This is a genomic window from Paraburkholderia caffeinilytica (assembly GCF_003368325.1).
In the GTDB taxonomy this organism is placed as follows: domain Bacteria; phylum Pseudomonadota; class Gammaproteobacteria; order Burkholderiales; family Burkholderiaceae; genus Paraburkholderia; species Paraburkholderia caffeinilytica.
Genome location: NZ_CP031466.1, coordinates 1,527,667 through 1,552,720 on the forward strand (window position 1 = coordinate 1,527,667; position 25,054 = coordinate 1,552,720).

General features: G+C 60.3%; 20 protein-coding genes. 11 read left to right on the forward strand and 9 right to left on the reverse strand.

Translation table 11 applies throughout. The features are described from left to right. The first annotated feature begins 247 nt into the window (after positions 1 to 247). The gene (locus tag DSC91_RS06845; protein WP_115777430.1) at positions 248 to 1,120 is read left to right on the forward strand and encodes an NmrA family NAD(P)-binding protein; all 873 of its coding nucleotides are present in this window, start codon (positions 248 to 250) and stop codon (positions 1,118 to 1,120) included. Positions 1,121 to 1,673: 553 nt separating this feature from the next. Continuing rightward, positions 1,674 to 2,846 carry a branched-chain amino acid ABC transporter substrate-binding protein gene (locus tag DSC91_RS06850; protein ID WP_115777431.1) on the forward strand — a complete coding sequence of 391 codons (1,173 nt, stop codon included), beginning with the start codon at positions 1,674 to 1,676 and terminating at the stop codon, positions 2,844 to 2,846. Positions 2,847 to 3,044: 198 nt separating this feature from the next. Here the strand turns inward: DSC91_RS06850 and DSC91_RS06855 are convergent, their stop codons facing one another. The 7 genes from DSC91_RS06855 to DSC91_RS06885 form a co-directional block, all read right to left on the reverse strand. Next, complete coding sequence (locus DSC91_RS06855) at positions 3,045 to 3,797, reverse strand: FadR/GntR family transcriptional regulator (RefSeq protein WP_115777432.1); 753 nt, start codon at positions 3,795 to 3,797, stop codon at positions 3,045 to 3,047. 176 nt (positions 3,798 to 3,973) lie between these two features. After that, positions 3,974 to 4,726, reverse strand: a complete 753-nt coding sequence (locus DSC91_RS06860) for an SDR family NAD(P)-dependent oxidoreductase (protein WP_115777433.1) — start codon at positions 4,724 to 4,726, stop codon at positions 3,974 to 3,976. Between the two features lie 24 nt (positions 4,727 to 4,750). Beyond that, a complete protein-coding gene (locus DSC91_RS06865; protein ID WP_115777434.1) occupies positions 4,751 to 5,491 on the reverse strand; it encodes an SDR family oxidoreductase in 741 nt (246 codons plus the stop codon). 32 nt (positions 5,492 to 5,523) lie between these two features. Continuing rightward, a complete protein-coding gene (locus tag DSC91_RS06870) occupies positions 5,524 to 6,720 on the reverse strand; it encodes an NAD(P)/FAD-dependent oxidoreductase (protein ID WP_115777435.1) in 1,197 nt (398 codons plus the stop codon). A 36-nt stretch (positions 6,721 to 6,756) separates the two neighbouring features. Further along, complete coding sequence (locus DSC91_RS06875; protein WP_115777436.1) at positions 6,757 to 7,587, reverse strand: NAD-dependent epimerase/dehydratase family protein; 831 nt, start codon at positions 7,585 to 7,587, stop codon at positions 6,757 to 6,759. A gap of 9 nt (positions 7,588 to 7,596) precedes the next feature. Further along, on the reverse strand, positions 7,597 to 9,279 hold the full coding sequence (locus DSC91_RS06880; RefSeq protein WP_115777437.1) for a hydantoinase B/oxoprolinase family protein: 1,683 nt from the start codon (positions 9,277 to 9,279) through the stop codon (positions 7,597 to 7,599). A gap of 14 nt (positions 9,280 to 9,293) precedes the next feature. After that, the gene (locus tag DSC91_RS06885) at positions 9,294 to 11,393 is read right to left on the reverse strand and encodes a hydantoinase/oxoprolinase family protein (RefSeq protein WP_115777438.1); all 2,100 of its coding nucleotides are present in this window, start codon (positions 11,391 to 11,393) and stop codon (positions 9,294 to 9,296) included. Positions 11,394 to 11,912: 519 nt separating this feature from the next. On the opposite strand from DSC91_RS06885, the gene DSC91_RS06890 reads away from it, so the two are divergent. From DSC91_RS06890 to DSC91_RS06900, 3 genes are all read left to right on the forward strand, one after another. After that, positions 11,913 to 12,662: an electron transfer flavoprotein subunit beta/FixA family protein gene (locus DSC91_RS06890; RefSeq protein WP_115777439.1), complete on the forward strand. Its 750-nt coding sequence runs from the start codon at positions 11,913 to 11,915 to the stop codon at positions 12,660 to 12,662. A gap of 31 nt (positions 12,663 to 12,693) precedes the next feature. After that, positions 12,694 to 13,626, forward strand: coding sequence for an electron transfer flavoprotein subunit alpha/FixB family protein (locus tag DSC91_RS06895; RefSeq protein ID WP_115779728.1), 933 nt, complete (start codon positions 12,694 to 12,696; stop codon positions 13,624 to 13,626). Between the two features lie 104 nt (positions 13,627 to 13,730). After that, positions 13,731 to 14,513 (forward strand): class II aldolase/adducin family protein, encoded by a 783-nt coding sequence (locus tag DSC91_RS06900; protein ID WP_115777440.1) that lies wholly within the window; start codon positions 13,731 to 13,733, stop codon positions 14,511 to 14,513. Between the two features lie 213 nt (positions 14,514 to 14,726). Here DSC91_RS06900 and DSC91_RS06905 read toward each other — a convergent pair whose 3' ends face one another. After that, positions 14,727 to 16,196, reverse strand: coding sequence for an ISNCY family transposase (locus DSC91_RS06905; protein WP_373291976.1), 1,470 nt, complete (start codon positions 16,194 to 16,196; stop codon positions 14,727 to 14,729). Positions 16,197 to 16,440: 244 nt separating this feature from the next. Next, positions 16,441 to 17,511 (reverse strand): LacI family DNA-binding transcriptional regulator, encoded by a 1,071-nt coding sequence (locus DSC91_RS06910; protein WP_115777441.1) that lies wholly within the window; start codon positions 17,509 to 17,511, stop codon positions 16,441 to 16,443. Between the two features lie 117 nt (positions 17,512 to 17,628). Here DSC91_RS06910 and DSC91_RS06915 point away from each other — a divergent pair, with 117 nt between their 5' ends. The 6 genes from DSC91_RS06915 to DSC91_RS06940 all read left to right on the forward strand — a co-directional run bounded on the left by DSC91_RS06915 (position 17,629) and on the right by DSC91_RS06940 (position 24,977). Further along, complete coding sequence (locus DSC91_RS06915) at positions 17,629 to 18,645, forward strand: Gfo/Idh/MocA family protein (RefSeq protein ID WP_115777442.1); 1,017 nt, start codon at positions 17,629 to 17,631, stop codon at positions 18,643 to 18,645. 45 nt (positions 18,646 to 18,690) lie between these two features. Further along, positions 18,691 to 20,259: an acyl CoA:acetate/3-ketoacid CoA transferase gene (locus tag DSC91_RS06920; protein WP_425272036.1), complete on the forward strand. Its 1,569-nt coding sequence runs from the start codon at positions 18,691 to 18,693 to the stop codon at positions 20,257 to 20,259. Next, positions 20,252 to 21,034 carry an enoyl-CoA hydratase/isomerase family protein gene (locus tag DSC91_RS06925; protein ID WP_115777444.1) on the forward strand — a complete coding sequence of 261 codons (783 nt, stop codon included), beginning with the start codon at positions 20,252 to 20,254 and terminating at the stop codon, positions 21,032 to 21,034. The genes DSC91_RS06920 and DSC91_RS06925 overlap by 8 nt, the downstream gene beginning before the upstream one ends. A 1-nt stretch (position 21,035) precedes the next feature. Continuing rightward, positions 21,036 to 22,586, forward strand: coding sequence for an aldehyde dehydrogenase family protein (locus tag DSC91_RS06930; RefSeq protein WP_115777445.1), 1,551 nt, complete (start codon positions 21,036 to 21,038; stop codon positions 22,584 to 22,586). 88 nt (positions 22,587 to 22,674) lie between these two features. Continuing rightward, positions 22,675 to 23,931: an ABC transporter substrate-binding protein gene (locus tag DSC91_RS06935; RefSeq protein WP_115779729.1), complete on the forward strand. Its 1,257-nt coding sequence runs from the start codon at positions 22,675 to 22,677 to the stop codon at positions 23,929 to 23,931. Between the two features lie 77 nt (positions 23,932 to 24,008). Next, positions 24,009 to 24,977: a carbohydrate ABC transporter permease gene (locus DSC91_RS06940; protein WP_115777446.1), complete on the forward strand. Its 969-nt coding sequence runs from the start codon at positions 24,009 to 24,011 to the stop codon at positions 24,975 to 24,977. Positions 24,978 to 25,054: the final 77 nt, after the last annotated feature.

The following is a 25,054-nucleotide window of genomic DNA, read 5'->3' on the forward strand; positions in this document are numbered from 1 at the left end:
AGTTTGGTGTCGCGTTTGCCCACAATGCATCCCGACAGTGCATTTCAAGCTCAGTGCAATCATTGTTCATTCCAATTTCCAACGAGTAGGGGATGGCCGTTCAACTCACCCGCCGCGATCTGTCGATGCGGACTTCCAGCCTGTATGGACGGTTCGAGCAGGGGCTGTATCACGGCTTGCAACACGCCTGAGCACCGACCGGTGACCCGTGACCGGGAAACATCTTTTTATGCAAGGAGAAACTGCAATGTATGCAATCACAGGGATTACAGGAAAAGTCGGCGGTGCGGTGGCGCGCACGTTGCTCGCAGCGGGTCAGCCGGTACGCGCGGTTGTGCGCGATGCCACTCGGGCACGTTCGTGGGTTGAACGCGGGTGCGAAGTAGTGAGGGCCGACATGGGCGACTTGGCGTCTCTCGCCGCCGCTTTCGAGGGCACGCAAGGCGTCTTCATTCTGCCGCCGTCCGATTTCGATCCGTCGCCGGGCTTTCCCGAGGCACGCGCAGTCATCGAGGCCGTGCATGGGGCACTTCAGGCGGCGGCACCCGGCAAGGTTGTGTGCCTGTCGACGATCGGCGCGCAAGCCACCGAAATCAATCTGCTGACGCAACGTACGCTGATGGAGCAGGCGTGTTGCGATTTGCCGATGCCCGTGACTTTCCTGCGTCCCGGCTGGTTTATGGAAAACGCCGCGTGGGACGTGGCACCTGCCCGGGACACAGGGATCATCCCCAGCTTTCTGCAACCGCTCGACAAGGCTGTGCCGATGATTGCCACCGCGGACGTGGGTCGCGTTGCCGCACAACTGCTTCAACAAACCTGGCACGGCGTGCGTGTCGTCGAAGCGGAGGGGCCACGACGTGTGAGCCCGAACGATCTGGCCGAGGCATTTGCGCAAGTGCTCGGTCGTCCGGTTCGTGCGGAGGTGGTGGCGCGCGAAACATGGGACGCGCTGTTCCGGTCCCAGGGCATGAAGAACCCGTTGCCGCGCATTCGCATGCTCGACGGCTTCAATGACGGTTTCATCGCCTTCGAAGGGGATGACGACGGCATCGTCAAGGGCGAGGTGGAACTGGAAACCGTTCTGCAAGGTCTCGTCTCGCAGACAGGCGCAGGCTAAAGCGGGCACACCCGGCGACGCGTGCGGGATGCCGCGTCGCCGGGTGCTGTCCGCTCGTCGTTGATCAAGGGATTCATGTCAAGGGGTTCGCCATGGAACACAGCACACTCGGCAGGTCAGGGCTGCGTATTTCCCGTTTTTGTCTTGGCGCGATGACCTTTGGATATGTCCAATGAGGGCCGTTGGCCAGCGCGTTGTCGTGCGACTTCTTGTTCAATCATCCATCTGGCGCTGGACTCACCTCCGAAATTCGATTTCCTCCGCAGATAAGCATCGCGGATGCCCGTTGATTGCTGTTGCCGCCTGAGGCCCATGCGGCGGGCCTTTCAGCCGAAAAATCCGTTTCCCACCTCTCGAAAACCCTGGATTCCGGCTAATTTTTTCCTCGTTGACATATGACGTCTCACCTAATACCTTGACGAAAGGTGCACAGGTGAAGACGACTCGCATGACGCGCGAGTCCGCCCATTCGTACGCCAAAAAGGCCGACGCCCGATCGCAACAGCACCGCGCTTGGGTCGATTGATCAATTCGAAAACCGCTGAGGTATCAAATGAAGACCCCGCTTTCAATCACACGCTTTACGTTGGCTGCGTCACTGGCTGCTGGCGCATCTCTGTCCACTCCTGCCGCCTACGCGGGCGACGTAACGGTCGGCTTCGCCGCCCCCCTGACGGGCGCGTCGGCTCATTACGGCGTGGATCTGAAGCGCGGCGTGGAGCTTGCCCTCGACGATGCAAACGCGAAGAAACTCGTCATCGGTGGACAACCGGTTCATTTCATCCTGGACGCCGAAGACGATCAGGGTGATCCGCGCATGGGTTCGCAGGTTGCGCAGAAGATGGCCGACGCGAAGGTGGCGGGCATAGTTGGCCATTTCAATTCGGGCACCAGCATCCCGGCCTCGCGCATCTACAACACCGCGAATATTCCAATGGTTTCGCCGACCGCCACCAATCCCACGCTGACGTCGCAGGGGTTCGACAACGTGTTCCGCGTCGTCAACTCCGACGCGCAGATGGGACAACTTGCGGGACACTCCGCCGTCCAGGCACTGAAGGGCAAAAGCATTGCGGTCATCGACGACCGCACGGCATTCGGGCAGGGTATGGCCGACGAGTTCGTCAAGGGCGTGCAGGCGGCAGGCGGCAAGGTCATCGATCGTGAGTACACGCAAGACAAGGCAGTCGATTTCAAGTCACAGCTCACGCGCATCAAGTCGTTTACGCCTGACGTCGTTTTCTGGGGTGGTCTCGACCAGCAGGCTGGTCTGCTGATGAAGCAGATGCGACAGCTCGGCATCAAGGCGGTCATGCTGGGTGGCGGCAGCTTCGAAAACGACACGTTCCTCAAGGTCGCCGGCGATGCCGCCGAAGGCGCGGTGTCCTGGGACTACGGGATTCCGCTGTCGAAGATGAAGACGGGCCGGGAGTTCGACGAGAAGATGAAGGCGAAATACAACGAAGGCGTGGTTGCTTATGCGCCATCCGCCTATGACGCCACCTGGGTGCTGATCAATGCCATGCAGAAAGCCAATTCGACCGACCCGAAGGTGTATGGCCCATTCGTAAAATCCGTCTCGTTCACCGGCATCTCCGGAAACATCGCGTTCATGCCGAATGGCGACATGAAGGACCCGACTGCAACGTTCTACAAGGTCATCGGCGGGAAGTGGGTTCCGCAGGCTATCGCCACGGGTGACAAGGTCGAACCCCTCGCCAACTGACGGGCATCCGCGCAAGCCGGGCGCTGTACACACTGAACCGGTCCGGCAGATGGATACACGGTCAGGTTTGTAGAAGATTTCACGGCGATCGGTCAGCGCCTTCAGTGGCGTCGACCGGACAGGCAAGCCGATGCCTGGAGATCGGCAGAAACGGGAGTGAGCGCTGCAGGTCCTCGAATCGACACGAGGACCTGAACGTCATTCAGAACGCGTGCTCGACAGGTGATGGTAGCGCTCGAGACTCTCGTTAAGATGGCGCCGCATGGCCCGGCGCGCCGCGGTCTCATCCTTGTGTTCGATCGCGTCGAGAATATCGCCGTGCTCCCGCTGGATGCGCCTGATATACGTTTTGCGTTCCTTTGGATTGGCTTTGCCGTGTTTCAGACGCAGGTCGATGATGATTTCCTGACCCAGCGTGCGCAGGATCGACGCAAAGTGCGGATTCTCCGAACACGTGGCAACGGCCAGATGAAACTCGAAGTCGGCCCGTGCGCATTCTGCATCGTCGTCGATGGCAACGATTTCCATGCGCGCATAGACTTCCTTCAAGGCTCGCAGGTGCGCTTCGGATCGGCGTTGGGCGGCGTAGGCCGCACATTCCGTTTCAACGCCAGTGCGCAATTCGAGCACGTACATTGAATTGTTCAGCGTGGCGGTGTCGAGATAACCGGGCTCCGACGACGGCCCTTTGCCATCCGCAACGAAAACGCCCACGCCGTGGCGCGCGATCAGCCGGCGCCCCAGCTTGAGCGATGCGACTGCTTCACGAACCACGGTGCGGCTTACGCCAAATTCGTTGCAGAGTTCGGGTTCGGTGGGAAGTTTTGCGCCCGGGGCGTATTCGCCGCGTTCAATCTTGTCGCTCAGAGCCTGAATGACCAGCTCGGTCAGGCTGCGGCGTTTTCCAGAACTGGCTGCATTCTTCAGTAAAGTTTCAGCGTCCAGAGTCATTCCTCATGCTCCACACCGGGTCAGGAGAGCTCTGCAATTCACGGATGCAGACATACCGCGCCGGCGCGGGTAGAAAGTGTCTGACCTGCGCCGTATGACATATTATGACTTTACCACAGTCACCTTATGGTCGCGGCTCACCCCACCGACAGCATGGGGTGATGTCCCGATGTCACTCAAGCGTAGATATAGCCGCCGCTCACGATGACATTCTCGCCCGTTGCGTACGTGTTGCGAGCGCTTGCCATCATGACGACCCACTGCGCGATTTCTTCAGGTTCGGCTGCACGTCCCAATGGATTTGCGGCTGCAAGCTCGCCGAGGAAACCCGCTTTCTTCGCCTTCTCTGTTGCAAAGCCGGCGGGCGCGACCGAGTTGACGAGAATGCCATCCTTTGCGACTTCGGCCGCGAATGACTTGGTCAGGCTCACAACGGCGGCTTTTGTCGCCGCGTAGTGAGCGTTCTGCGGGTGTGCCTTGAAAGCGTCGACCGATGTGATGTTGACGATGCGGCCTGCCACGTGAGTCTCGATTTTGGGGCGGTTGCGCATGTGCTCGATCGCCGCGACCATCATGTGATAGGTGCCCTTGATATTGACCGCGTTCTCCAGGTCCCAGTCGTCGTCCGAAATTTCAAGAATGGGCCGGCGCGGATAAATCGCGGCGCTGTTTATCAGGCAGTCGACACGGCCGAGCGCGACAACGGTCCGCTGGAAAACCTCGTGTGCGGACTCTTTACGCGTAATGTCGCCTTCCGCTCCGAAGACGTTGTGGCCTTCTTTCTTCAGTTGACTGACGGTCTCTTCGAGCAGAGGCCCATTCTTGTCGATCAGCGCGATGCTTTCCGCGCCGTCCGCCAGCATGAGCCTTGCGACTGACAGACCGAGACCGGACGCGCCGCCGACGATTACCGCTCTTTGATTCTTCATGGTTCGGGTTATTCCAGTGAGAAGTTACTTGACCGAGACGATTTGCGAGCCGCCGGGCGCCTGATCGGTGGGAAAGACTTCCATGCGCGACAGGTCGACGGAGTCCGGAAGCCTGATCGCTGTCGCGACCAGTTCCGCGATGTCCTCAGGTTGTATCGAGCGATAGGCGTCGTAGAGTTTCTCGTTCGCGCCTTGCTCGCCGAGCGCGGTGCGATACAGGTTCGTCTGCACCCGCCCCGGGGCGATCTCGGTCACGCGGACCTTGCTGCCCAGCAGGTCGCAACGCAGCGAATCGCAGAACATGCTGATTGCAGCCTTGGTGGCGCCGTATACCGCGGTGTTCGGATGCGGGAAACGGCCCGCACTCGATCCGATGAAGAAGAGATGCCCGCGTTTTCGTTTCATCATGCCGTTGAGGGCCATGTGGGCGAGACGCAGTGGTGCACGAAGGTTGATGTCGATCATCGCATCGATATCGTCGGTCGCACATTCGTCGAATCGGCCGAGCGCCGGCAGGAGTCCGGCATTGTTGACCACGACGTCGATCTCGACGCGCTCGAAGAGTTCGCGCAGCCCGGATGTGTCGCGCAGATCGGTCGCGATCGGCGTGACATTGCCTTCCTGCGCCAGGCTGTCGAGCGCGCCCGCGTCACGGCCCAAGGCGTACACATGCAGGCCTTCTTTAACGAGCCGGCTTGCCAGCGCCCGGCCAATACCACTCGATGCGCCAGTCACCAGTGCTGCACGATAGGAATGAGAGTTCATGGATGTGTCGAATTAACGGGTAAAGGGCGGCGTCAGATCACGCCTTCTTCGAGGAACGGCCTGTTTTCAACGACACGTTGATAACCTAGCGGCGCGAGATCGAGTGCGCGGTATTCGCCGTAAGTGATGAGTTCACTCAACCCGCGACCCACGGCAGGCGACTGCTGCAGGCCATGGCCGCTAAAGCCGTTTGCAAACAGGAAGTTCCTAACCTCGGTGTGAGGCCCGACGACCGCGTTATGGTCGAGCATGCAGAAGTCGTAGTGTCCCGCCCACGAATTGACGACCTTGATGGCTTCGAATGCGGGAATCCGTTCGGCGAGGGCCGGCCATATCACCTCATCGAACTCCGAATGGATCACGTCGAAGTCGTTCACGTCCGCGAGCGGATCCGGATCGGGATAGCAGCCGGTCAGATAGTATTTTCCTTCGGGCCTGAAGAAGATGCCTGTTGTGTCGATCGTGAGCGGAACCGTGCCTTCGAGCGGCGTACGGCAATCGAATACGAACAGGCAGCGTTTGCGCGGTTCGACGGGAATATCGAGGCCGGCGAGGCGGGCCATTGCCGGTCCGCGTGTGCCCGCGGCGTTGACCATCGTGCCGCAGCCGATGGTCTCGCCGCTCCTGAGCACGACGCCGGTGATCTTCGAGCCTTCGCGGCGAATGTCGACGACTTCGTTCTCGATGTATTCGACGCCGAGCGCGCGCGCCTTGCGTCGCATGCCTTGCAGCAATCCATAGCTGTCGAACCAGCCTTCGCCGGTCTGGCCGTACACACCGTTGACGAGTCCATCGGTGTTGAGCCAGGGAAAGCGCGCCTTCAGCTTCGCCTCGTCGAGCAGCGCGACGTCAGCACCGTTCTCTTTCTGCGTCGCGTAGTTGCGTTCGAACATCGGCGCCCCGGTCGCGTCGCCGAGGTACAGGTAGCCGTTTTCCTTGAAGCCGAGTTCCGGCGCATCGCCGTCGACTTCGACGAGTTCATGGAAATGGCGAATGAATTCAGTGCCGAATTGCGAGATCCTGATGTTCAGCGGATTGGAGAACTGATGCCGGATCGACGCGCTCGACAGAGCCGTCGCCGACTGTGCGTAGGTCCAGTCACGCTCCACGACGAGGACCGAGCCGTTGAAGTCAGGGTTCTTCGCCAGAAAATAGGCGGTGGCGCTGCCGACCACCGCGCCGCCCACGATCACCACGTCGTAGTGGGTCTTTGATGCTTGCTGTGCCATCTGGATGCTTTCCGAAAAGACGTTCTGGACCGAAACCTAGTTGGCTTTCGGATCTTCGTAGTGGCCGTCTGCTGCGAACTGGCCACCCTGATAGCGCACGGCGGGGTGGCGCGGATCGGGTACCGGCGTGTTCGCGTAGACCTCGGCGCGGTACGCGTCCGCGGAATCTTGCGGTGCGTAGCCGAGGTACGACGCCTCCGTGTTGTCCCAGAAGTTCGCGCTGTTTTTCGAATTGCCGTACACGATCATATGGCCGACGCTGGATGCCATCACGGCGCGTATGCACAGGTGCGAGAAGTCGTCGTAAGAGAGCCAGGTAGCCAGCATGCGCCGGTCGACGGGCTTCGGGAAGCACGAGCCGATCCGCAGGCACACCGATTCGAGTCCGAACTTGTCGAAGTAGTAGCGCGACAGGTTCTCCACGAATGTCTTGCTGACGCCGTACAGGCTATCCGGCCGTTGCGGCACGTTTGCGTCGATGGTCTGCGTGCATTCGTAGAAACCGATCGCATGCACGGAACTCGCGTAGATCACTCGCTTCACATTGAACTGACGTGCGGCTTCATAGATGTTGTAGCTGCCGACGATATTCGAATCCAGAATGACCTGGAAAGTGTTCTCGCGCGGTGCGCCGCCGAGGTGCACGACCATATCGACGCCTTTCATCATCTCGAAGACGGCGTCCCTGTCGGCCAGATCGCACACCACGAGTTTTTCGTTTTCGCGTGCCTCGCCCAGCGGCTCACGATCGCTGAGCGTCAGCGTTTCGGCGTAGGGTCGCAGCGAGTCGCGCAGCACGGCGCCGAGCGCGCCCGCGGCGCCCGTGATCAGGATGTTCCTGAACGGTGGCGTGGTGATGTCGGTCATATCGGTTCCTTACTGTTCAGCCGATGTCTTCAAGGCGTCGAGCGTAACGCCATAGTCGTCACGCAGTTGCGCTTCTGAGATGTACTCGTTGCGGATATCGCGCAAAAGCGCCTGTCTGTCGCGCTCCGCCGGAGAGCCGACGCCACCTCCGCCCGGCAGCGAGAGTGTGACGCGCTGATGTTCCGCGACCATCTGCGTACCTTTGCCCTTCATCCTCGTGCCGTCGGACAGGGTAACCTCGCCGGCGGCGCCGGACTCGCCGCCGGACTGTCCGCGCGCTGGATGGTCGATACGATCGAACATGGCGTTGAAGCGGAACTGGTAGCCGGCACGCGGTCCGATTTCGACGATCTGCCCGAGGCCGCCGCGCAACTTGCCGGCGCCGCCGGAGCCCGAACGCATTTCCTTGCGCCAGACGACGATCGGGCCGACCTGCTCGGTTGCCTCGACCGACATGGCGTGAACGCCGCTGGGGAAGGCGGTGGCGGACAGACCATCGAGTTCGGAACGTGCGCCCGTGCCGCCGCTGTTGAACATCAGGATTTCACTGCCTTTCAGGCCCGAACCTTCGTGCACCGGACGCGCGCTGACATGCAGGTTCCACAACGCACCGGAGCCTTCGGCGGGTACGCGGCCCGGCAGAATCTTGTGCAATGCGCCCAGCACAAGGTCGGGCACGAAGTGGCCCAGCACATGGCGAACCGCAACCGGGCTCGGGCGCTGGGCGTTCAGGATGCAGCCCTCGGGCGCCTCTACGCGAAACGGTTCGAGCGACGCCGCGTTGTTAGGCACCTCGGGTGCGATGATGCATTTCAACCCGTAGCAGGCGTACGCTTTTGCATACAGCAAGGGCACATTGATGCCGTACGGGCTGGACGGCGACGTGCCCGCGAAGTCCGCCATCAGATGATCGTCGCCGATTGTCAGCGTGACATTCAACGTGACGGGCGTGTCATAGCCGTCGAGCGTCATCTGATTGGTCTCGGTTTGCTTCGGTAGCGCGGCGATACGTTCGAGCGTCGCTTCGCGGCTGCGCGCCAGGATGAATTCGCCGATACCTTCGACGTCTTTCAGCTCGAATTCCTTCAGCATCTCGAGCAAGCGCTTGTGGCCCGTTTCGTTGCACGAGGCGAGTGCGTAGAGGTCGCCTACGACCTTATCGGCTTCGCGCACGTTGTTGCGCAGAATGTTGATCAGATCGCGATTGACCTGGCCTCGCTCGATCAGCTTCATGATCGGAACGAATAGACCCTCTTCGTAGATCTCACGCGAGTCGGGACCAAAGCCGCGTCCACCGATATCCACCACGTGCGCCGTGCTGGCGAAGTAGCCGATCAGCTCGCCGTTGTGAAACGAAGGGGAAACGACGGTGAAGTCGTGCAGATGCCCGGTGCCTTTCCACGGATCGTTGGTCAGGTAGACATCGCCTTCATACATATTGTCCGTGCCGATCGCGTTCATGAAGTGTTCGACGGCTTCGGCCATCGTGTTCACGTGACCCGGCGTGCCTGTGACCGCCTGCGCCAGCATGCGGCCGCGCTTGTCGAAGATGCCGGCGGACAGATCGCCCGCTTCGCGAACACTGGTGCTGAACGCCGTGCGGATCAAGGCCATGGCCTGTTCTTCGACGACGGAGATCAGGCGGTTCCACATGACCTGCATGTGGATGGTGTCGAGGTTGCTGAGAGACATGGTTGTTCTCCTGATTACTGGGCGGCGTTCAGTTCTTTGGCGACCACGAGCAGGCAGCCGTCCGGCTGCACCATGGCGTCGAACGACGACGTGACGAGCGTCGACGTTTCGGGCTCGACGATGATGGCCGGCCCCGTTACGCTCTCGCCGATCTTCAGCGAACCGCGCTCGACGATCGCGGCGTCCACGAAACGATGCAGTGCCGCGTCGAAAATCTTGCGGGTTTTCGGTGCAACGACGGCGTCGCGCGACGTCACGAGTTGCAATCGCTCGACGGGCGGCAACGGCGAGCTTGCCTTCACGGCCCAACTGACGATTTCGATGTCGAGGCCATCGATCGGCCGTCCAAAAAACTGCGTATACGCCTTGGTGAACGTTTCCGCGAACGTCACGCGATCTTCCGCGGTGAAGCGCCGATACGGCACAGCGACAGGAATTTCCCAGCCCTGGCCGACATAGCGCATGAAGGTCTTGATTTCGACGATCGGCTCCGCGTCACCCGAACCCTGGCGCGCGAAATGCACGGCCTCTTCGCTGAGTTGATCGACGATCTCGTTGAGTGCGTCGGCATCGAACTCGTTAAAGCGCATGCTGGCGCTGCGCACGCTTTCATAACCGAACGGCGCGCGCAGAAAACCAATCGCGGAGCCGACACCGGCGCCCGGCGGTACGATAAATTTCCTGATGCCGCTTTTCTCGCACAGACGTGCCGCATGAAGCGGACCGGCGCCGCCGAACGTGATCATCGTGTAATCGCCGATGTCCTTGCCGCTTTCGACCGCATGCACGCGCGCGGCATTACTCATGTTCTCGTCGACGACTTCGGCGACGCCGTAGGCCGTTTCCTCCGCGCTGAGATTGATCGCGCCGCCCACCTGCCTGACCATTGCGCCGGCTGCATCGTCGATCGAGAGCGGGATCGAACCGCCTGCGAAGTTCGCGGGATCGAGACGGCCGAGCAGCAGATCGGCGTCGGTCACGGTCGGCTGCATGCCGCCACGCTGATAGCACGCGGGACCAGGTTCCGAGGCGGCACTGTGCGGACCCACGCGAATCTGGCGCATCACGTCGACGGAAGCGATCGAACCGCCGCCCGCACCGATTTCGACCATTTCCACCACAGGAATGGAGATCGGCATGCCGCTGCCCTTCTTGAACCGATAGGTGCGCGCAACCTCGAAGGTGTTGGCGGTTTTCGGCGTGAGATCGTCGATCAGGCAAATCTTGGCAGTGGTGCCGCCCATGTCGAACGAAAGAACGGTATTCAGGTCGTAGCGCGCGGCGATGTGCGCGGCGAAGATTGCGCCGCCGGCCGGCCCCGACTCCACCAGCCGCACAGGAAACTCGGATGCGCTTTCGACCGAGACGATACCGCCGCCCGAATGGATGATGAAGATCGGACATACAGCTCCGGCTTCCCGAACTTTTCCGAGCAGACGATCCAGATAGGACTTCATGATGGGGCGAACATAGGCGTTCGCGCAGACCGTGTTGAAACGCTCGAATTCGCGGATCTGGGGCGACACTTCGCTCGAGATGGACACCGAGACATTCGGCAGACGCTGCTCGATCGCGTCGCGCACCATCCGCTCATGCACGCCGTTCACATACGCGTGAATGAAGCCCACGGCGACGCTCTCGTAGCCGCCCTGTTCGATGCGTTGAACGATAGAGGCGATCTGAGCCTCTGTCGGCGCCAGCAGCACACCGCCTTGAGCGTCGATGCGTTCGCCCAGCGTGAACCGGTCGCAGCGTTCGATAAGGGGAGGGGGGAGCTTGATATTCAGATCGTACTGTTCGAACCGGTTTTCGGTTCGCATCTCGATGGTGTCGCGAAAGCCTTCAGTCGTAACGAAGGCAGTTTTCGCTCCGCGCCGCTCAATCAGCGCGTTCGTGGCGAGCGTCGTGCCGTGGATGATGACACCGATGTCCTTCAGCTCGATTCCGGCCTTGCCCGCGACGATGCCGATGCCTTTGATGATGGCGCGCTCAGGCGCCGTGTAATCCGTAAGGACCTTGGTGGAAAAGAGTTCTCCACCGAGTTCAAGCGCGACGTCGGTGAACGTCCCACCAATGTCCACACCCACTCGTGCCTTGTCGTGACTGGCCACCATGACTCTCCTGTTTAAAACCATGACATGCGCCGAGCAAAACGCCAGGCGAAAAATCCCTTCGACGAGCATCGGAAGGCGTATGCGCGGGCACGTGGCGCCATCCGGACCGACCCTTCGCCGCGTGTTCGGAAGGGCATTGAATCCGTTATTTTTTGCTCGTTGACATATGATGAGTGACGTCTTACAGTGATGTCAACTCAAACAAATTAAATCTCGTGTTTCCAGTCATTTTTCTCCCCGGATTTGCTCTTGTAAAGCATTGTTTTATAAAGTTTTGTGGCGATGTGACGTGTGCCGGAGCACTGTTGGGCGCTAGCGGTAAACCACTATGCCTTCGGATGGAAATTTGGAGAAAAAATTGGTCTTTAGATGGTTTTTTTGGCGGACGCGCCGTCCTGGTTGAAGCGTTTTCGAGGTGGGTTTGCGAGGTGCGTTTGTATCGGGTTCTCTGAAGGCAAGGGCGGCTTGTCCGGGTGAACGAAACAAGGATCGAATGAACAGCAAGGCAAAGGATGGGTGATGAAGGTATTGGTGCCAGTCAAGAGAGTGGTCGATTACAACGTGAAGGTCCGGGTCAAGTCGGACGGCACGGGCGTCGACATCGCGAACGTGAAGATGTCGATGAATCCGTTCGACGAAATCGCGGTTGAAGAGGCTGTTCGTCTGCGGGAAGCGGGCGTGGCGACCGAAGTGATCGCCGTGTCCGCCGGTGTGACGCAAGCGCAGGAAACGCTGCGCACGGCGCTCGCGATCGGCGCGGACCGCGCGATCCTGATCGAGTCGGGCGAAGACCTGCAGCCGCTGGCGGTTGCCAAGCTGCTGAAGGCACTCGTCGACAAGGAACAGCCTTCGCTGATCATTCTCGGCAAGCAGGCCATCGACGACGATTCGAACCAGACCGGCCAGATGCTGGCTGCGCTGGCCAACCTGCCGCAAGCCACGTTCGCCTCGAAGGTTGTTGTCGCGGACGGCAAGGCGACGGTGTCGCGCGAAGTGGACGGCGGCGCGGAAACGCTGTCGCTGAGCCTGCCCGCTGTGGTCACCACCGATCTGCGCCTGAACGAGCCGCGCTACGTGACGCTGCCGAACATCATGAAGGCGAAGAAGAAGCCGCTGGAAGTCGTCAAGCCGGAAGACCTCGGCGTTGATGTGACGCCGCGCCTGAAGACGCTGAAAGTCGCCGAGCCGCCGAAGCGCTCCGCCGGTGTGATGGTGCCGGATGTGAAGACGCTGGTCGAGAAGCTGAAGACCGAAGCCAAGGTGCTTTAAGTAAAACGCGGAGACGGACGAAATGACGAATCTGGTTAATCTGGTAATAGCAGAACACGACAACGCGTCGATCAGGGCCGCGACGCTGAACACGATTGCCGCCGCGCAGAAGATCGGTGGCGATATTCACGTGCTGGTGGCAGGTCACAACGCGCAAGCCGCAGCGGACGCGGCAGCGAAGATTGCAGGTGTTTCGAAGGTGCTGCTCGCCGATGCGCCGCAACTCGCGGCCGGCCTCGCAGAAAACGTCGAAGCGACGGTGCTCAACATCGCGAAGGACTACACGCACATCCTCGCGCCGGCGACCGCCTACGGCAAGAACATCGCGCCGCGTATCGCCGCGAAGCTCGACGTCGCGCAGATCAGCGACATCACCGCAGTGGACAGCGCCGATACGTTCGAGCGCCCGATCTACGCGGGTAACGCCATCGCGACGGTTCAATCGGCTGACCCGATCAAGGTCATCACGGTGCGCACGACCGGCTTCGATGCAGTCGCAGCCGTTGGCGGCAGCGCAACGGTCGAAAAGATCGACGCGGCAGCCGACACGGGTCTCTCGCAGTTCGTGAGCCGTGAAGTGACGAAGCTGGACCGTCCGGAGCTGACCTCGGCGAAGATCATCGTCTCGGGTGGCCGCGGTCTGGGCAACGGCGAGAACTACACCAAGGTTCTCGAACCGCTGGCGGACAAGCTGAACGCAGCGCTGGGCGCATCGCGTGCAGCGGTCGATGCGGGCTTCGTGCCGAACGACTATCAAGTTGGCCAGACCGGCAAGATCGTCGCGCCGCAACTGTACGTGGCAGTCGGCATTTCGGGCGCGATCCAGCATCTGGCCGGCATGAAGGACAGCAAGGTGATTGTCGCGATCAACAAGGACCCGGAAGCGCCGATTTTCAGCGTCGCGGATTATGGTCTGGTGGGCGATCTGTTTGAAGCATTGCCGCTTCTCGTCGCCGAACTGTAGAGCTTCCCCAACTCGCCAACCCGAACAACAGTTGGATGCGTCACGCCCCAGCTAATGAATTGCTCGTGACTCGTCGTCAATCTTAAACACGGAGAGATTTCAGCATGATTTCCACTACTGATCCGCACGTCAATCGCAAACCCAGAAACATTTCCCAAGCGGAGTGGGATACGCGTGTCCAGCTCGCCGCGGCGTATCGGCTGGCAGCCAAATTCGAGCTCACGGACCTGATCTACACCCATATCTCGGCCCGCGTGCCTGGCACAAGCGACCAGTTCCTGATCAATCCACACGGCTGGTTCTTCGACGAAATCACGGCGTCATCGTTGGTCAAGATTGATGTGCGTGGCAATCCGGTCGATGACGACAGGTTCGAAGTCAACGCCGCTGGATTCACGATTCATAGCGCGTTGCATCAGGCGCGTCACGACAGTGAATGCGTCGTGCATCTGCACACGACCTATGGCATGGCCGTCGCCGCAATGGAGTGTGGGCTGCTGCCGCTGAATCAGATCAGCATGCAGTTCTACAACCGCGTCGCATATCACGAATACGAGGGCATTTCGCTCGAGCTCGACGAGCGTGAGCGCATCGTGAAGTCGATTGGCGATAAAGATTATCTGATCTTACGTAACCACGGATTGCTGACGACCGGACGTTCAGTGGCCGAAGCGTTCACCCGTATGTATTACCTGAATAAAGCCTGCGAAATTCAGGTTGCGACATTATCGGCTGGGCAGAAAGTCGTGATTCCTTCGCCGGAGGTTTGCGAACACGCAGCGAAGCAGCACGACGACTATGCATACCTCGACACGGTGCATCTCGACCGCGAATGGACGGCATTGTTACGACTTCTCGATCGGGATGGCTGCGACTACAAAGCCTGACTGCCGGCTTGAGCCTGTCGTCGGCAACATTCTGAATGACCTTGAAGCTGTCGAGTTCGCGCATGTTCAATGTCACCAGTGCAGCTGCATGCATCGCCGGCTCTGCAGTCCCACGAGGAACCGGCAAGCATACAGAGCTCCAAACACGACATTTTTAAATGGCTAGAACACGACATTACAGCTTTGCCGTAACACACCGTGTCCCCGCCAAGTTCAAATGTCGGGGTCTGCGCTAAATTGAAATGTCGGGTTTTGCTGTGCTGCTGTGCTTTTTCTTATGTTTTTGGGGTGGGCGGCGCAGCCGCCCACCCCCTGTTCTTCATGTTTTTTGATGCTCACCTCGTGAACGGCCTGCGTGACATCCGCTAGCGTGATCGCCCGCTGTTTCTTCAAGCCCGCAAGCGCCTTCCTTGCCCGGACGTCTTCGCCAAGATGGGTGCGTGAAGGCGAGCCGGAAACGCGCCGGTCATCGCGCTGCGCCTGCACCAGCCGCGCAACCGCCAGTGCCGCGGACAGCCGCTTGTTCTCAACCTCCGCGCCCTGATCAATCTGCGTGATCCGGTCATATTCGCGACAGGGCAACACACGGCCCGCCGCCTGAATCTCTATGGCTCCGTTCCGGTATTCAACGACCTCAACGTATTCATGCATCAGACGCCGGTTTGCCTCGGTGTCCTGCAACAGGTACATCACCCTGTCGTACTGCACTGTCAGCGCATTGGAGACCTTGCGCGCCACGCGATAGGCCAGGATCTGCTTCAGGTCCTCGTCATCACGCAGCGGCCGGTGCGCGTTGTGGTCGCTCTTCGGTGGCTTGCCGAAGCGCCGGTTGAAATCGGCGATGAAGGAGGGCGCATAGGCATTGGCGGCTTCCCGCGTACTGATGTTACGCAACCTCAGTTCCTTGACGAGCCGGTCCTGCAACGTCAGGTTGGCGCGCTCGACACGCCCCTTGGCCTGACTCGTGTTCGCACAGAACGCCTCGATATTGAGCTGATACAGGGCGCGGCCGAACTGTGTGACGCCTTTGCCAGCCGTGCTCGCCCGATCCTTGACGTAGAACACGCTGAACTTGTCGCTATAGAACGCGACGGGCTTGCCGTGTGCTGCCAGATACGTCGACAGGGCCTCAAAATAGCTGAAGGTCGATTCCGTCGCCGTGAAGTGAAGCGTCATCAGCCTGCCAGTCGCATCGTCGATAAACACCAGCAGCGTGCAGGCCGGCGCACGCTCCTCGAACCAGCGGTGATCGCTGCCGTCAATCTGGATCAGTTCACCCAGGCACGCGCGGCGGTTGCGGGGCTGGTACACCTTGGGCGGCCGATCCTTGCGGGGAATCCACAGGCCGGCGGCCATCATCAGCGCGCGCACCGTCTCGACCGACAGACTGATGCCGTGACATTCCCGAAGCTTCTCGCACGCCAGTGTTGGCCCGAAATCGGCATAGCGCTCGCGAATGATGGCCACCGCGCGTCGCGACACACCGTCGGACAATTGATGATTTCCCGGCCGACCACGTTTGCCCGAGACCAGTCCGGCAACTCCTGCGGCCTGATAGCGCTGCACGAGGCGCTCAATCTGACGCACACTTAACGCAAGCCGGTCCGCTGCCTGGCCCGGCTTCAGACGCCGCTCGCAAACGGCCTGCACGACCTTCAACCGGTCCAGCTCGGTCATCGACATGGTGATCGTCCCGGATGCGTTCATGGCCAGCGCTCCTTAAGGAAGGCTGGCACCAGCCTGAACCGCAAACACGACATTTCAATTTAGCGGAAACACGACATCTGAACTTTGGACTAACACACCGTTTGTTGATAATTTATATTATGTAAAATTAAACGTGTCTATTTCAAGATGTTCGCGACAGCGCCTATGGGATTGAACCAGGGAGGCACGCCTTCATTGCCGGAGATTACGAAGGAAAAGTTCATCGTTCGCCAGCGACAAGTGCCTGTTTTTTTGTCGCCGCAGACGTCGTTGCGTCAGCGCCAACACTCGATTCTCTGACCACGAGTGCAGGCACCGCGAAGTATTGCACGGCCGGCTTTTCGTCCTCCTGCGTCTCGCTCAACCGGGCGAGCAGCGTCTCGCTCGCAATGGTGCCGAGCTTGTCCGCGCCGGCGAATAGCGTGGTCAACGGCGGGTTCGTGTGCTCTGCCGCCACGACATTGTCACAGCCCACAACGGCCAGCGCTTTACCCGCGCGCTTACCCATCCTGTCGAGCTCGTGCAATACGCCGATGGCAACCTGATCGTTATAGCAAACGACTGCCGTTGGTCGCGGCTTCATCTCAAAGATCGCACGAACCGCCTTGCGGCCTCCCTCCGGTGTCAACTCGACATCGATAATCCAGTCGTCGTTGACAGACAGAGAGTGCTTCGCCATGGCAGACAAATAGCCCTGACGGCGCTGGTTGGCAACGGCGTAGCCTTTCCGGTTGCCGGCAAAAGCGATCCGTGTGTGTCCCTGCTCGATCAGATGTTCAGTTGCGAGGGCAAAGCCGTATTCGTTATCGACACCTACTGTGTCAACGTCGGCACCCATCGGACGCATGACCAGAACCAGCGGAATGCCCCAAGACTGGATTTCAGCGGGTAAATCATCGGATGTGCCGAGTGCAGGAGACATGATGAGACCCGCGACATTCTGCTCGCGCATCGAGCGTAAAACCCTGGTTTGTGTTTCGAGGTTTTCGGCTGTGTGCGCCATCAATGTGGTGTAGCCCGATTGCGCGAGCACCCGCTCGATTGCAACCAGCAACTCCACAAAGAAGGGATTGGTCAGGTCGTTGATCACCATCCCGATCGTCGTGCTTCGCCGCCCTCTCAGCGTGGCCGCGCCCCGGTTGTAGACGTAGCCCAGTTTGCGAGCCGCCTCCCTCACTTTTTCCGCAGTTTCCGCCTTGATCCGCGGACTCTCCTGCAAAACCAGAGATACCGTCGATTTGGAAACGCCAGCTTCGGCGGCAATGTCCTGAATGGTCGGACCAGATTTCATGTTGCTATGCACAATTGGAACGTTCCAAAAAGTGTTTGACAGTGTGATTTGAGTCTACTACAGTTCGTTGGAACGATCCAACGAACTGTAGTTGGAACGTTCCAACGGAGAGAGACGATGCCCCAAATTCGCTGGGCGCTGATAGGCGCCAGCACCATCGCCGACGAGTGGATGGTCAACGCCATCAAGTCGCAGCCGAACGGTTCGGTGGAAGCCATCGTTAGCGGCGACGCCGGCCGCGCCCGTGAATTCGCACAAAAGCACGGTATTTCAATGGCATCGACGGATCTGGACGCTGTCCTCGCCGATCCGGCAATTGATTCCGTCTACGTCAGCAGCACCAACGAGAAACACCTCCCCCAGGTCCTCGCCGCCGCGAAAGCCGGCAAGCACGTCCTCTGTGAAAAGCCCCTCGCCCTGTCGGAAGTAGAGGCGGCACAGATGATCGAAGCCTGTGCCGCAAACAAGGTGATGCTCGGCACCAACCATCATCTGCGTTGCGCGGCGTCGCATCGGAAGATGCGCGAACTTATCCGTGCCGGCGCTGTTGGAACACCGCTTTACGTGCGGGTTTTTCACGCCGTCTCTCTTCCGCCGCATTTGCGCGGCTGGCGGATCGAGCGTCCGGACGCAGGCGGCGGTGTCGTCCTGGACATATCCGTGCACGACGTCGATACCCTGCGCTTTCTTCTCGACGACGAACCCGTGGAAGTCAGCGCGATGACCGCCTCAGGAACGATGAGTGCCGCGGGCATCGCCGACGGCGTGATGGCCATCATCCGTTTCAAAAACGGTGTCCTTGCTCAGATCCACGACGCCTTCACTGTCCCCTACGCGCCGACGGGTCTGGAAGTTCACGGCACAGCCGGTTCACTGTTCGCGCGAGACGTCATGACCCAACGCGCCGTGGGAGAAATCCAGTTGCGATCAGCCGGCGGTGTCGAGTTCATCGATGTCGCGCACGGCGACCTGTACGTCACGGCAGTTGCCCAGTTTCATCTCGCGATAACGCAGGGGCAAGATCCGGCTGCGACCGGTGCCGACGGATACCGCTCCCTGATCACCGCACTGGCACTAGCGAAATCCGCCGGGACAGGTGAGCACGTGCCGGTTCCTACGCAATTCGCGCGATAAGAAAGTCCGAGGAGATTCACTGTGGTTTCTAGCAAGGTAGTTTCATTGGCAACGGCTGCCGGCCTGATCAACGATGGCGACGTGGTGACCGTGAGTTCGTCAAGCGGGCTCGGCTGCCCGGATGCGATGCTCGCCGCGATTGGCGCGCGCTTCGACAAGGAGAACCATCCGCTCAATCTCACGCTGCTTCACCCGATCGCTGCCGGCGATATGTATGGCATCAAGGGAATCGATCATCTGGCGAAGAAGGGCTTGATCGATACCGTCATTGCCGGTTCATTTCCCAGTGGTCCGTCGAGCCTGCCCATGCCGGATATCTGGCACATGGTCGTCGACAACGATATCCGTGCCTACAACCTGCCGAGCGGCGTGCTGTTCGACATGCACCGCGAGGTGGCCGCCAAACGGCCTGGCGTGTTGACCAAGGTTGGACTCGATACCCATGTCGATCCGTCCCGGCAAGGCGGCGCCATGAACGCGCGGGCCGCCGAACATCCGATCGTGGAGAAGGTTTCGTTCGACGGGGACGAATGGCTGCACTACAGGAACTTCGTTCCTCAAGTTGCCATTGTGCGTGCCACCACGGCTGATGAACGCGGCAACCTCTCCTTCGAACACGAAGGTGCGCTCCTCGGTGGACGGGATCAGGCGCTGGCAGTACGGAATAACGGGGGCATTGTGATCGCGCAGGTCAAGCGGGTGGTCAAGTCCGGTTCGCTCCATACGCAAGCGGTGCATATCCCCTGCAACCTCGTGGACTATGTCGTCGTCGATCCTGAACAGAAACAGACGACGCAGATCGAATACGACCCGGAAATCAGTGGTGAAGTGAAACTGCCCGACAGTGCCTTCGCGTTTTCCGACTGGAATGCTGACAAGGTGATTGCGCGGCGTGCCGCGATGGAACTCGCGCAGAACGATGCGGTGAATCTCGGCTTCGGCATTTCTGCGAATGTTCCGCGCATTCTGCTCGAGGAAGGGTATCGCGACGACGTCACATGGGTGATCGAGCAAGGCGCGGTCGGCGGCATTCCCCTACTCGGCTTCGCATTCGGCTGCGCCGGCAATGCGGACGCGATCATGCCTTCGCCGTCACAGTTCGTGTATTTCCAGGGCGGCGGCTTCGACGTCTCACTGCTGTCGTTTCTGCAGGTCGACCGGGTCGGTAACGTGAATGTCTCGAAGTTGCCCAGCAAACCTTATCTAACTGCGGGCTGCGGCGGTTTTATCGACATCACGACGCACGCGAAACGGCTGGTGTTTAGCGGCTACTTTACCGCCGGCGCGAAGCTCGAAGTGGGCGATGGCCGCCTCACGATCCTCAAGGAAGGAAAGAAAAAATTCATCGCCGACGTGGACCACGTCACGTTCAGCGGCCGCATGGGCCGGCAGCGTAATCAGGAAGTGCTCTACGTCACGGAGCGCTGCGTCATCCGTCTCGGCCCCGATGGACTCGAGGTAACCGAAATAGCACCGGGCATCGATTTGCAAAAGGACGTGCTGGATCAGTCTGACATCGAGCTGGCCGTTTCGCCTGTGCTCAAAACCATGGACGCATCGATCTTCACGGACTCGTCGTTTGGTTTGAAGCTCAAGGAGGCGCGTCATGTCTGATCAACCGCTCATCCAGATCGAAAAAACCGGGCCGGTTGCCGTCGTCACGCTCAATCGACCCGAGAAGCTGAATTCCCTCACGCCTTCCATGCTGGATCAGTTGGAGGTGGCGGCGGGAAATCTCGAAGCGGATACGGCACTGCGTGCCGTCGTATTCACCGGTGCTGGCGAGCGGGCATTCTGCGTCGGTGCGGACATCAACGAATGGGCCGCGCTCGCCCCGCTCGATATGTGGCGTGTGTGGGTCGCGCGCGGGCATCGAATCTTCGATCGATGGGCCACGCTGCGTTTGCCGGTTGTCGCCGCCATCAATGGTCCGGCGTTCGGCGGCGGTCTGGAGCTTGCGGCGGTGGCGGACGTGCGTGTGGCCGATCCCGCTGCGACCTTCGCATTGCCGGAGGCGAGCATTGCCACCTGCCCCGGCTGGTCCGGCACGCAGCGGCTGGTCTCGCTGATCGGTCCCAGCCACGTCAAATCGCTCGCGCTCACGGCTCGGCGGATCGACGCACACCGCGCATACGAAATCGGGCTCATCGACGAGATCGCGGAGCCGAAGGAGTCGCTCAAAGAGGCGATCGCTATTGCCGAAAGGATCGCAACCCTGGCGCCGGTGTCCGTCCAACTGACCAAGCAACTGATCAACGCCGCCTCCGGACACGGAGCCGGCGCAACCCTGGAAGCGATGGCCGGCGCATTGTCCGCAACGACACAGGACGCCCAGGAAGGCATGGCCAGCTTCCGCGAACGCCGCAAGGCGCAATACGAGGGTCAATGAAATGACGAACGAACCTGCAAACTCCGCAGTGCCCGCCGCGCCCACCCTGCTCACCGCCACCACGGCGCCCACGCAGGATGCCTATCGCGGCAGGATGTACATCAACGGTGCATGGACTGAATCACAGGACGGCACGCGCTTCGAACGCCACAGCCCGGCACATGGTCACGTTGTCAGCACGTTTCCCGAAGCAACTGGTGCGGACGTTGAAGCGGCGATCAAAGCCGCCGATGCAGCCTTCCGGCAAGGACCGTGGCCGAAGCTCAAGGGCGTCGAGCGTGCGAGGATTCTTCTCGCGGTCGCCGACGGGATCAAGGCCCGCGTCGACAAGATGTCGCTGCTCGAATCACTTGAAACGGGCAAACCCCTTTCGCAGGCTCGCGGGGAAGTGTCCGGTTGCATCGACCTATGGCAGTACGCGGCTGGCCTCGCGCGCACCACCAGCGGCGACGCCTACGACAGCCTCGGCGACGACATGCTCGGCATTGTGCTGCGTCAGCCGATCGGGGTCGTCGGCTTGATCACACCGTGGAATTTCCCGCTGTGGATCCTTTCCCAGAAGCTGCCCTTTGCGCTCGCGGCAGGCTGCACCTGCATCGTTAAACCGAGCGAACTGACGTCGAGCACCACCGTCATGCTGATGGAAGTGCTCGAGGAAGCCGGCGTGCCCGCCGGTGTGGTCAACGTGGTGACCGGCAAAGGTCCGACGGTCGGCCAGCCGCTTGCGGAACATCCCGCCATCGACATGCTGTCGTTCACCGGTTCGACACGGGTCGGCAGCATGCTCGGCGGCCTCGCCACGAAGAACCTGAAGAAGATCGCGCTCGAGCTCGGCGGCAAGAATCCGCAGATCGTGTTCCCCGACTGCGACTGGGACGCGATGGTCGATGCAGTCGTCTTCGGCGTGTATTTCAATGCCGGCGAATGCTGCAACAGCGGCAGCCGCGTGCTCGTCCATGAATCCATTGCGGAGCGTTTCGCTCAGGCCGTTGTTGAACGCGCGCGGCAGGTGCCGGTCGGCGATCCGCTACACCCGGATTGCAAGGTCGGCGCGATCGTCAGCGAGAACCAGTTGAGCGAGATCCTCGGCAATATCAGCAAGGGAGTCGACGCCGGCGCCAGGCTGCGGCTTGGCGGCAAACGCTACGACGCGAAAGGCCTCTATCTCGAGCCCACGATCATCAGCGACGTCACGCCCAACATGGGCATCGCCCGCGACGAGATCTTCGGCCCGGTTCTCGTGATCATTCCGTTCTCCGATACGCAGCAAGCAATCGATATCGCCAACGACACCGCCTATGGTCTCTCCGCCGCAGTCTGGAGCAGCGACATCAACACGTGCCTGACCGTTGCGCGCGGCGTCGATGCTGGAACGGTCTGGGTCAACACATTCCTGGACGGTTATCCGGAGTTGCCGTTCGGCGGCTTCAAGTCGAGCGGCGTAGGACGTGAACTCGGCAAGCAGGCGGTTGAAGACTACACCGAGACCAAAACGATCCAGCTTCACATCGGCGAGCGCAAGAACTGGTGGCTACCGCGCCCGGTGGCCTGACCCTCATCACTTTCACCTGGCCACGGCGGCAGGTCGCCGTGCAATCGAGAAGAAACCCCGTCAAGGGAGCGTAATCATGGAGACGAAGATGATCAAGAAACGCATTGCCGCGATCGCAGCGGGACTGCTCGCCTGCCACTGCCTGTCCGCCGTTGCGGCCGATGCCAGGCAGGTGGAGGTGATGCACTGGTGGACTTCCGGCGGCGAGGCCAAGTCCTTGAGCGTACTCAAGGACGAGCTGAAGCAGAAGGGCTACTCGTGGAAGGACAGCCCGATCGCCGGTGGAGGCGGTGAAGCAGCGCGAACCGTACTGCGCGCACGCATTGCATCGAATAACCCGCCGGATGCGATGCAGATGCTCGGCTTCAGCGTGCAGGATTACGCGGAACAAAGCCTTCTCAACCCGCTCGACAGCGTGGCAGCGAAAGGAGGCTGGGACAAGCTCGTTCCGGCTCCGATCCAGCGCTTTTCGAAGGCAGATGGTCACTGGTACGCCGTGCCGATCGACGTACACAGCACCAACTGGATCTGGGCGAACAAAAAGATCTTCGATGAACTCAAGCTGACGCCCCCGCAGACCTTCGACGAACTGGTGGCCGACGCCGACAAGATCCGTAAGGCCGGCTACATTCCGCTCGCCCACGGCGGACAGGCATGGCAGGAAGCGACGATCTTCGACAGTGCCGTGATGTCGGCGGGTGGACCGAAGTTCTATACGGATGCAATGGTCAATCTCGATACCAGGGCGATTGGCTCGAAGACAATGGAAAAGGCCTTCGAGCAGATGCGCAAGCTGCGCGGCATGGTCGATCCTAACTTCTCGGGCCGCGACTGGAACCTTGCCACCTCAATGGTCATCACTGGCAAAGCGGCCATGCAGATCATGGGCGATTGGGCAAAGGGCGAATTCACGAATGCCGGCAAGAAGCCCGGTGTCGACTATCTGTGCATGCGCTATCCCGGCACGCAAGGCGACTTCATCTTCGTGACCGACCAGTTCGCGACCTTCAAGGCGGGCACCGACCGTCAGCCGGGTGAAAATGCCTTCGCAGAAGCGGTCATGGACAAGGGCGTGCAGGCGAGGTTCAACCAGGTGAAAGGTGCGATCCCGGCACGCCTCGACGTACCGTCTGACGGCTTCGACGAATGCGGCGTGAAATCGATGAACGACATGCGCGCGGCGCTAAAGAACGGCACGATGGTCGGCAGTTTCGCGCATGGCCAGGCGATGCCGGAATCGTCGAAGACTGCCATGTATGACGTGGTGACGCATTTCTTCAACTCGAATCAGTCGTCCGCGGACGCAGTGAAAGCGCTTGTGACGGCCGTAGAGAACTCGAAGTGATCGACTAGCCGGTGACACGGGATGCCGTCAGGTATCCCATTCGTGTATTTCGTTGTACTTGATGTGCAGGTGATGCCATGCTCTCACACAATCGCGCCCATTCCGTCGACGCGGCTGGCCCTTTGAATCCGTCCACCGGACCGGTTGCGAAAAGGCGCTCCTTTCGCAACCAGTTTGAAGCAATTCTTCCAAAGCTCGTTCTCAGTCCGACGCTGATCGTCACGCTCGTTTTTGTCTACGGTTTTATCGCGTGGACGACGATCCTCTCGTTCACCCGGTCTCGCGCGTTCGCCAACTTCAAATGGGCGGGTTTCACGCAGTACGGCCGGGTCTGGGAGCATCCGCGCTGGCACGTGGCGGTGACGAATCTGGGCATCTACGCGTCGCTTTACGTGGTGCTGTGTCTCGTGATCGGTCTCGCGCTTGCGATCCTCCTCGATCAACGTATTAGGTCCGAAGGCGGACTACGGGCAATTTTCCTGTATCCGATGGCGCTGTCGTTTATCGTCACCGGCACGGCGTGGAAGTGGATTCTCAATCCGGGGCTCGGACTCACCAAGCTCTTCCATGACTGGGGTTGGAGCACCTTCCAGTTCGACTGGATCATCAATGACGACATGGCCATCTATACGGTGGTGATCGCCGCGGTGTGGCAGGCCTCCGGCTTTGTGATGGCAATGTTTCTCGCCGGCCTGCGCGGGATCGACCAGGAGATGATCAGGGCCGCGTCGATCGACGGCGCACGGATGCCTTCCATCTACCGCCGCATCATCATCCCGCAGTTGCGCCCGGTGTTCATTTCCGCGCTCGTCATCCTTGTGCATCTGGCTGTGAAGAGTTACGAGCTGGTGATCGCGCTGACCGGAGCTGGACCCGGCTACGCCACTGAACTGCCATCGACCTTCATGTACTCGTTTACGTTCACGCGCAATGAGCTCGGCATGGGGGCCGCCAGCGCCGTGATGATGCTATGCACCGTCGCAGCCATCATGGTGCCGTATCTCTACTCCGAAATGCGCCCCCGCCGGACAGCGGGCGGGCACTAGGCGAATCGTCAAGCCGACTCATCGAGTCAGATCACTGAGCCTCAAGGAGACAATGATGGCTGCCAAATCATGGGACT

Excerpts from the sequence above, each read along its gene's own strand:
- DSC91_RS06845 (WP_115777430.1), top strand. The coding sequence starts at position 248 with ATGTATGCAATCACAGGGATTACAGGAAAAGTCGGCGGTGCGGTGGCG.
- DSC91_RS06850 (WP_115777431.1), top strand. The coding sequence starts at position 1,674 with ATGAAGACCCCGCTTTCAATCACACGCTTTACGTTGGCTGCGTCACTG.
- DSC91_RS06855 (WP_115777432.1), bottom strand. The coding sequence starts at position 3,797 with ATGACTCTGGACGCTGAAACTTTACTGAAGAATGCAGCCAGTTCTGGA.
- DSC91_RS06860 (WP_115777433.1), bottom strand. The coding sequence starts at position 4,726 with ATGAAGAATCAAAGAGCGGTAATCGTCGGCGGCGCGTCCGGTCTCGGT.
- DSC91_RS06865 (WP_115777434.1), bottom strand. The coding sequence starts at position 5,491 with ATGAACTCTCATTCCTATCGTGCAGCACTGGTGACTGGCGCATCGAGT.
- DSC91_RS06870 (WP_115777435.1), bottom strand. The coding sequence starts at position 6,720 with ATGGCACAGCAAGCATCAAAGACCCACTACGACGTGGTGATCGTGGGC.
- DSC91_RS06875 (WP_115777436.1), bottom strand. The coding sequence starts at position 7,587 with ATGACCGACATCACCACGCCACCGTTCAGGAACATCCTGATCACGGGC.
- DSC91_RS06880 (WP_115777437.1), bottom strand. The coding sequence starts at position 9,279 with ATGTCTCTCAGCAACCTCGACACCATCCACATGCAGGTCATGTGGAAC.
- DSC91_RS06885 (WP_115777438.1), bottom strand. The coding sequence starts at position 11,393 with ATGGTGGCCAGTCACGACAAGGCACGAGTGGGTGTGGACATTGGTGGG.
- DSC91_RS06890 (WP_115777439.1), top strand. The coding sequence starts at position 11,913 with ATGAAGGTATTGGTGCCAGTCAAGAGAGTGGTCGATTACAACGTGAAG.
- DSC91_RS06900 (WP_115777440.1), top strand. The coding sequence starts at position 13,731 with ATGATTTCCACTACTGATCCGCACGTCAATCGCAAACCCAGAAACATT.
- DSC91_RS06905 (WP_373291976.1), bottom strand. The coding sequence starts at position 16,196 with ATGTCGATGACCGAGCTGGACCGGTTGAAGGTCGTGCAGGCCGTTTGC.
- DSC91_RS06910 (WP_115777441.1), bottom strand. The coding sequence starts at position 17,511 with ATGAAATCTGGTCCGACCATTCAGGACATTGCCGCCGAAGCTGGCGTT.
- DSC91_RS06915 (WP_115777442.1), top strand. The coding sequence starts at position 17,629 with ATGCCCCAAATTCGCTGGGCGCTGATAGGCGCCAGCACCATCGCCGAC.
- DSC91_RS06925 (WP_115777444.1), top strand. The coding sequence starts at position 20,252 with ATGTCTGATCAACCGCTCATCCAGATCGAAAAAACCGGGCCGGTTGCC.
- DSC91_RS06930 (WP_115777445.1), top strand. The coding sequence starts at position 21,036 with ATGACGAACGAACCTGCAAACTCCGCAGTGCCCGCCGCGCCCACCCTG.
- DSC91_RS06935 (WP_115779729.1), top strand. The coding sequence starts at position 22,675 with ATGATCAAGAAACGCATTGCCGCGATCGCAGCGGGACTGCTCGCCTGC.
- DSC91_RS06940 (WP_115777446.1), top strand. The coding sequence starts at position 24,009 with ATGCTCTCACACAATCGCGCCCATTCCGTCGACGCGGCTGGCCCTTTG.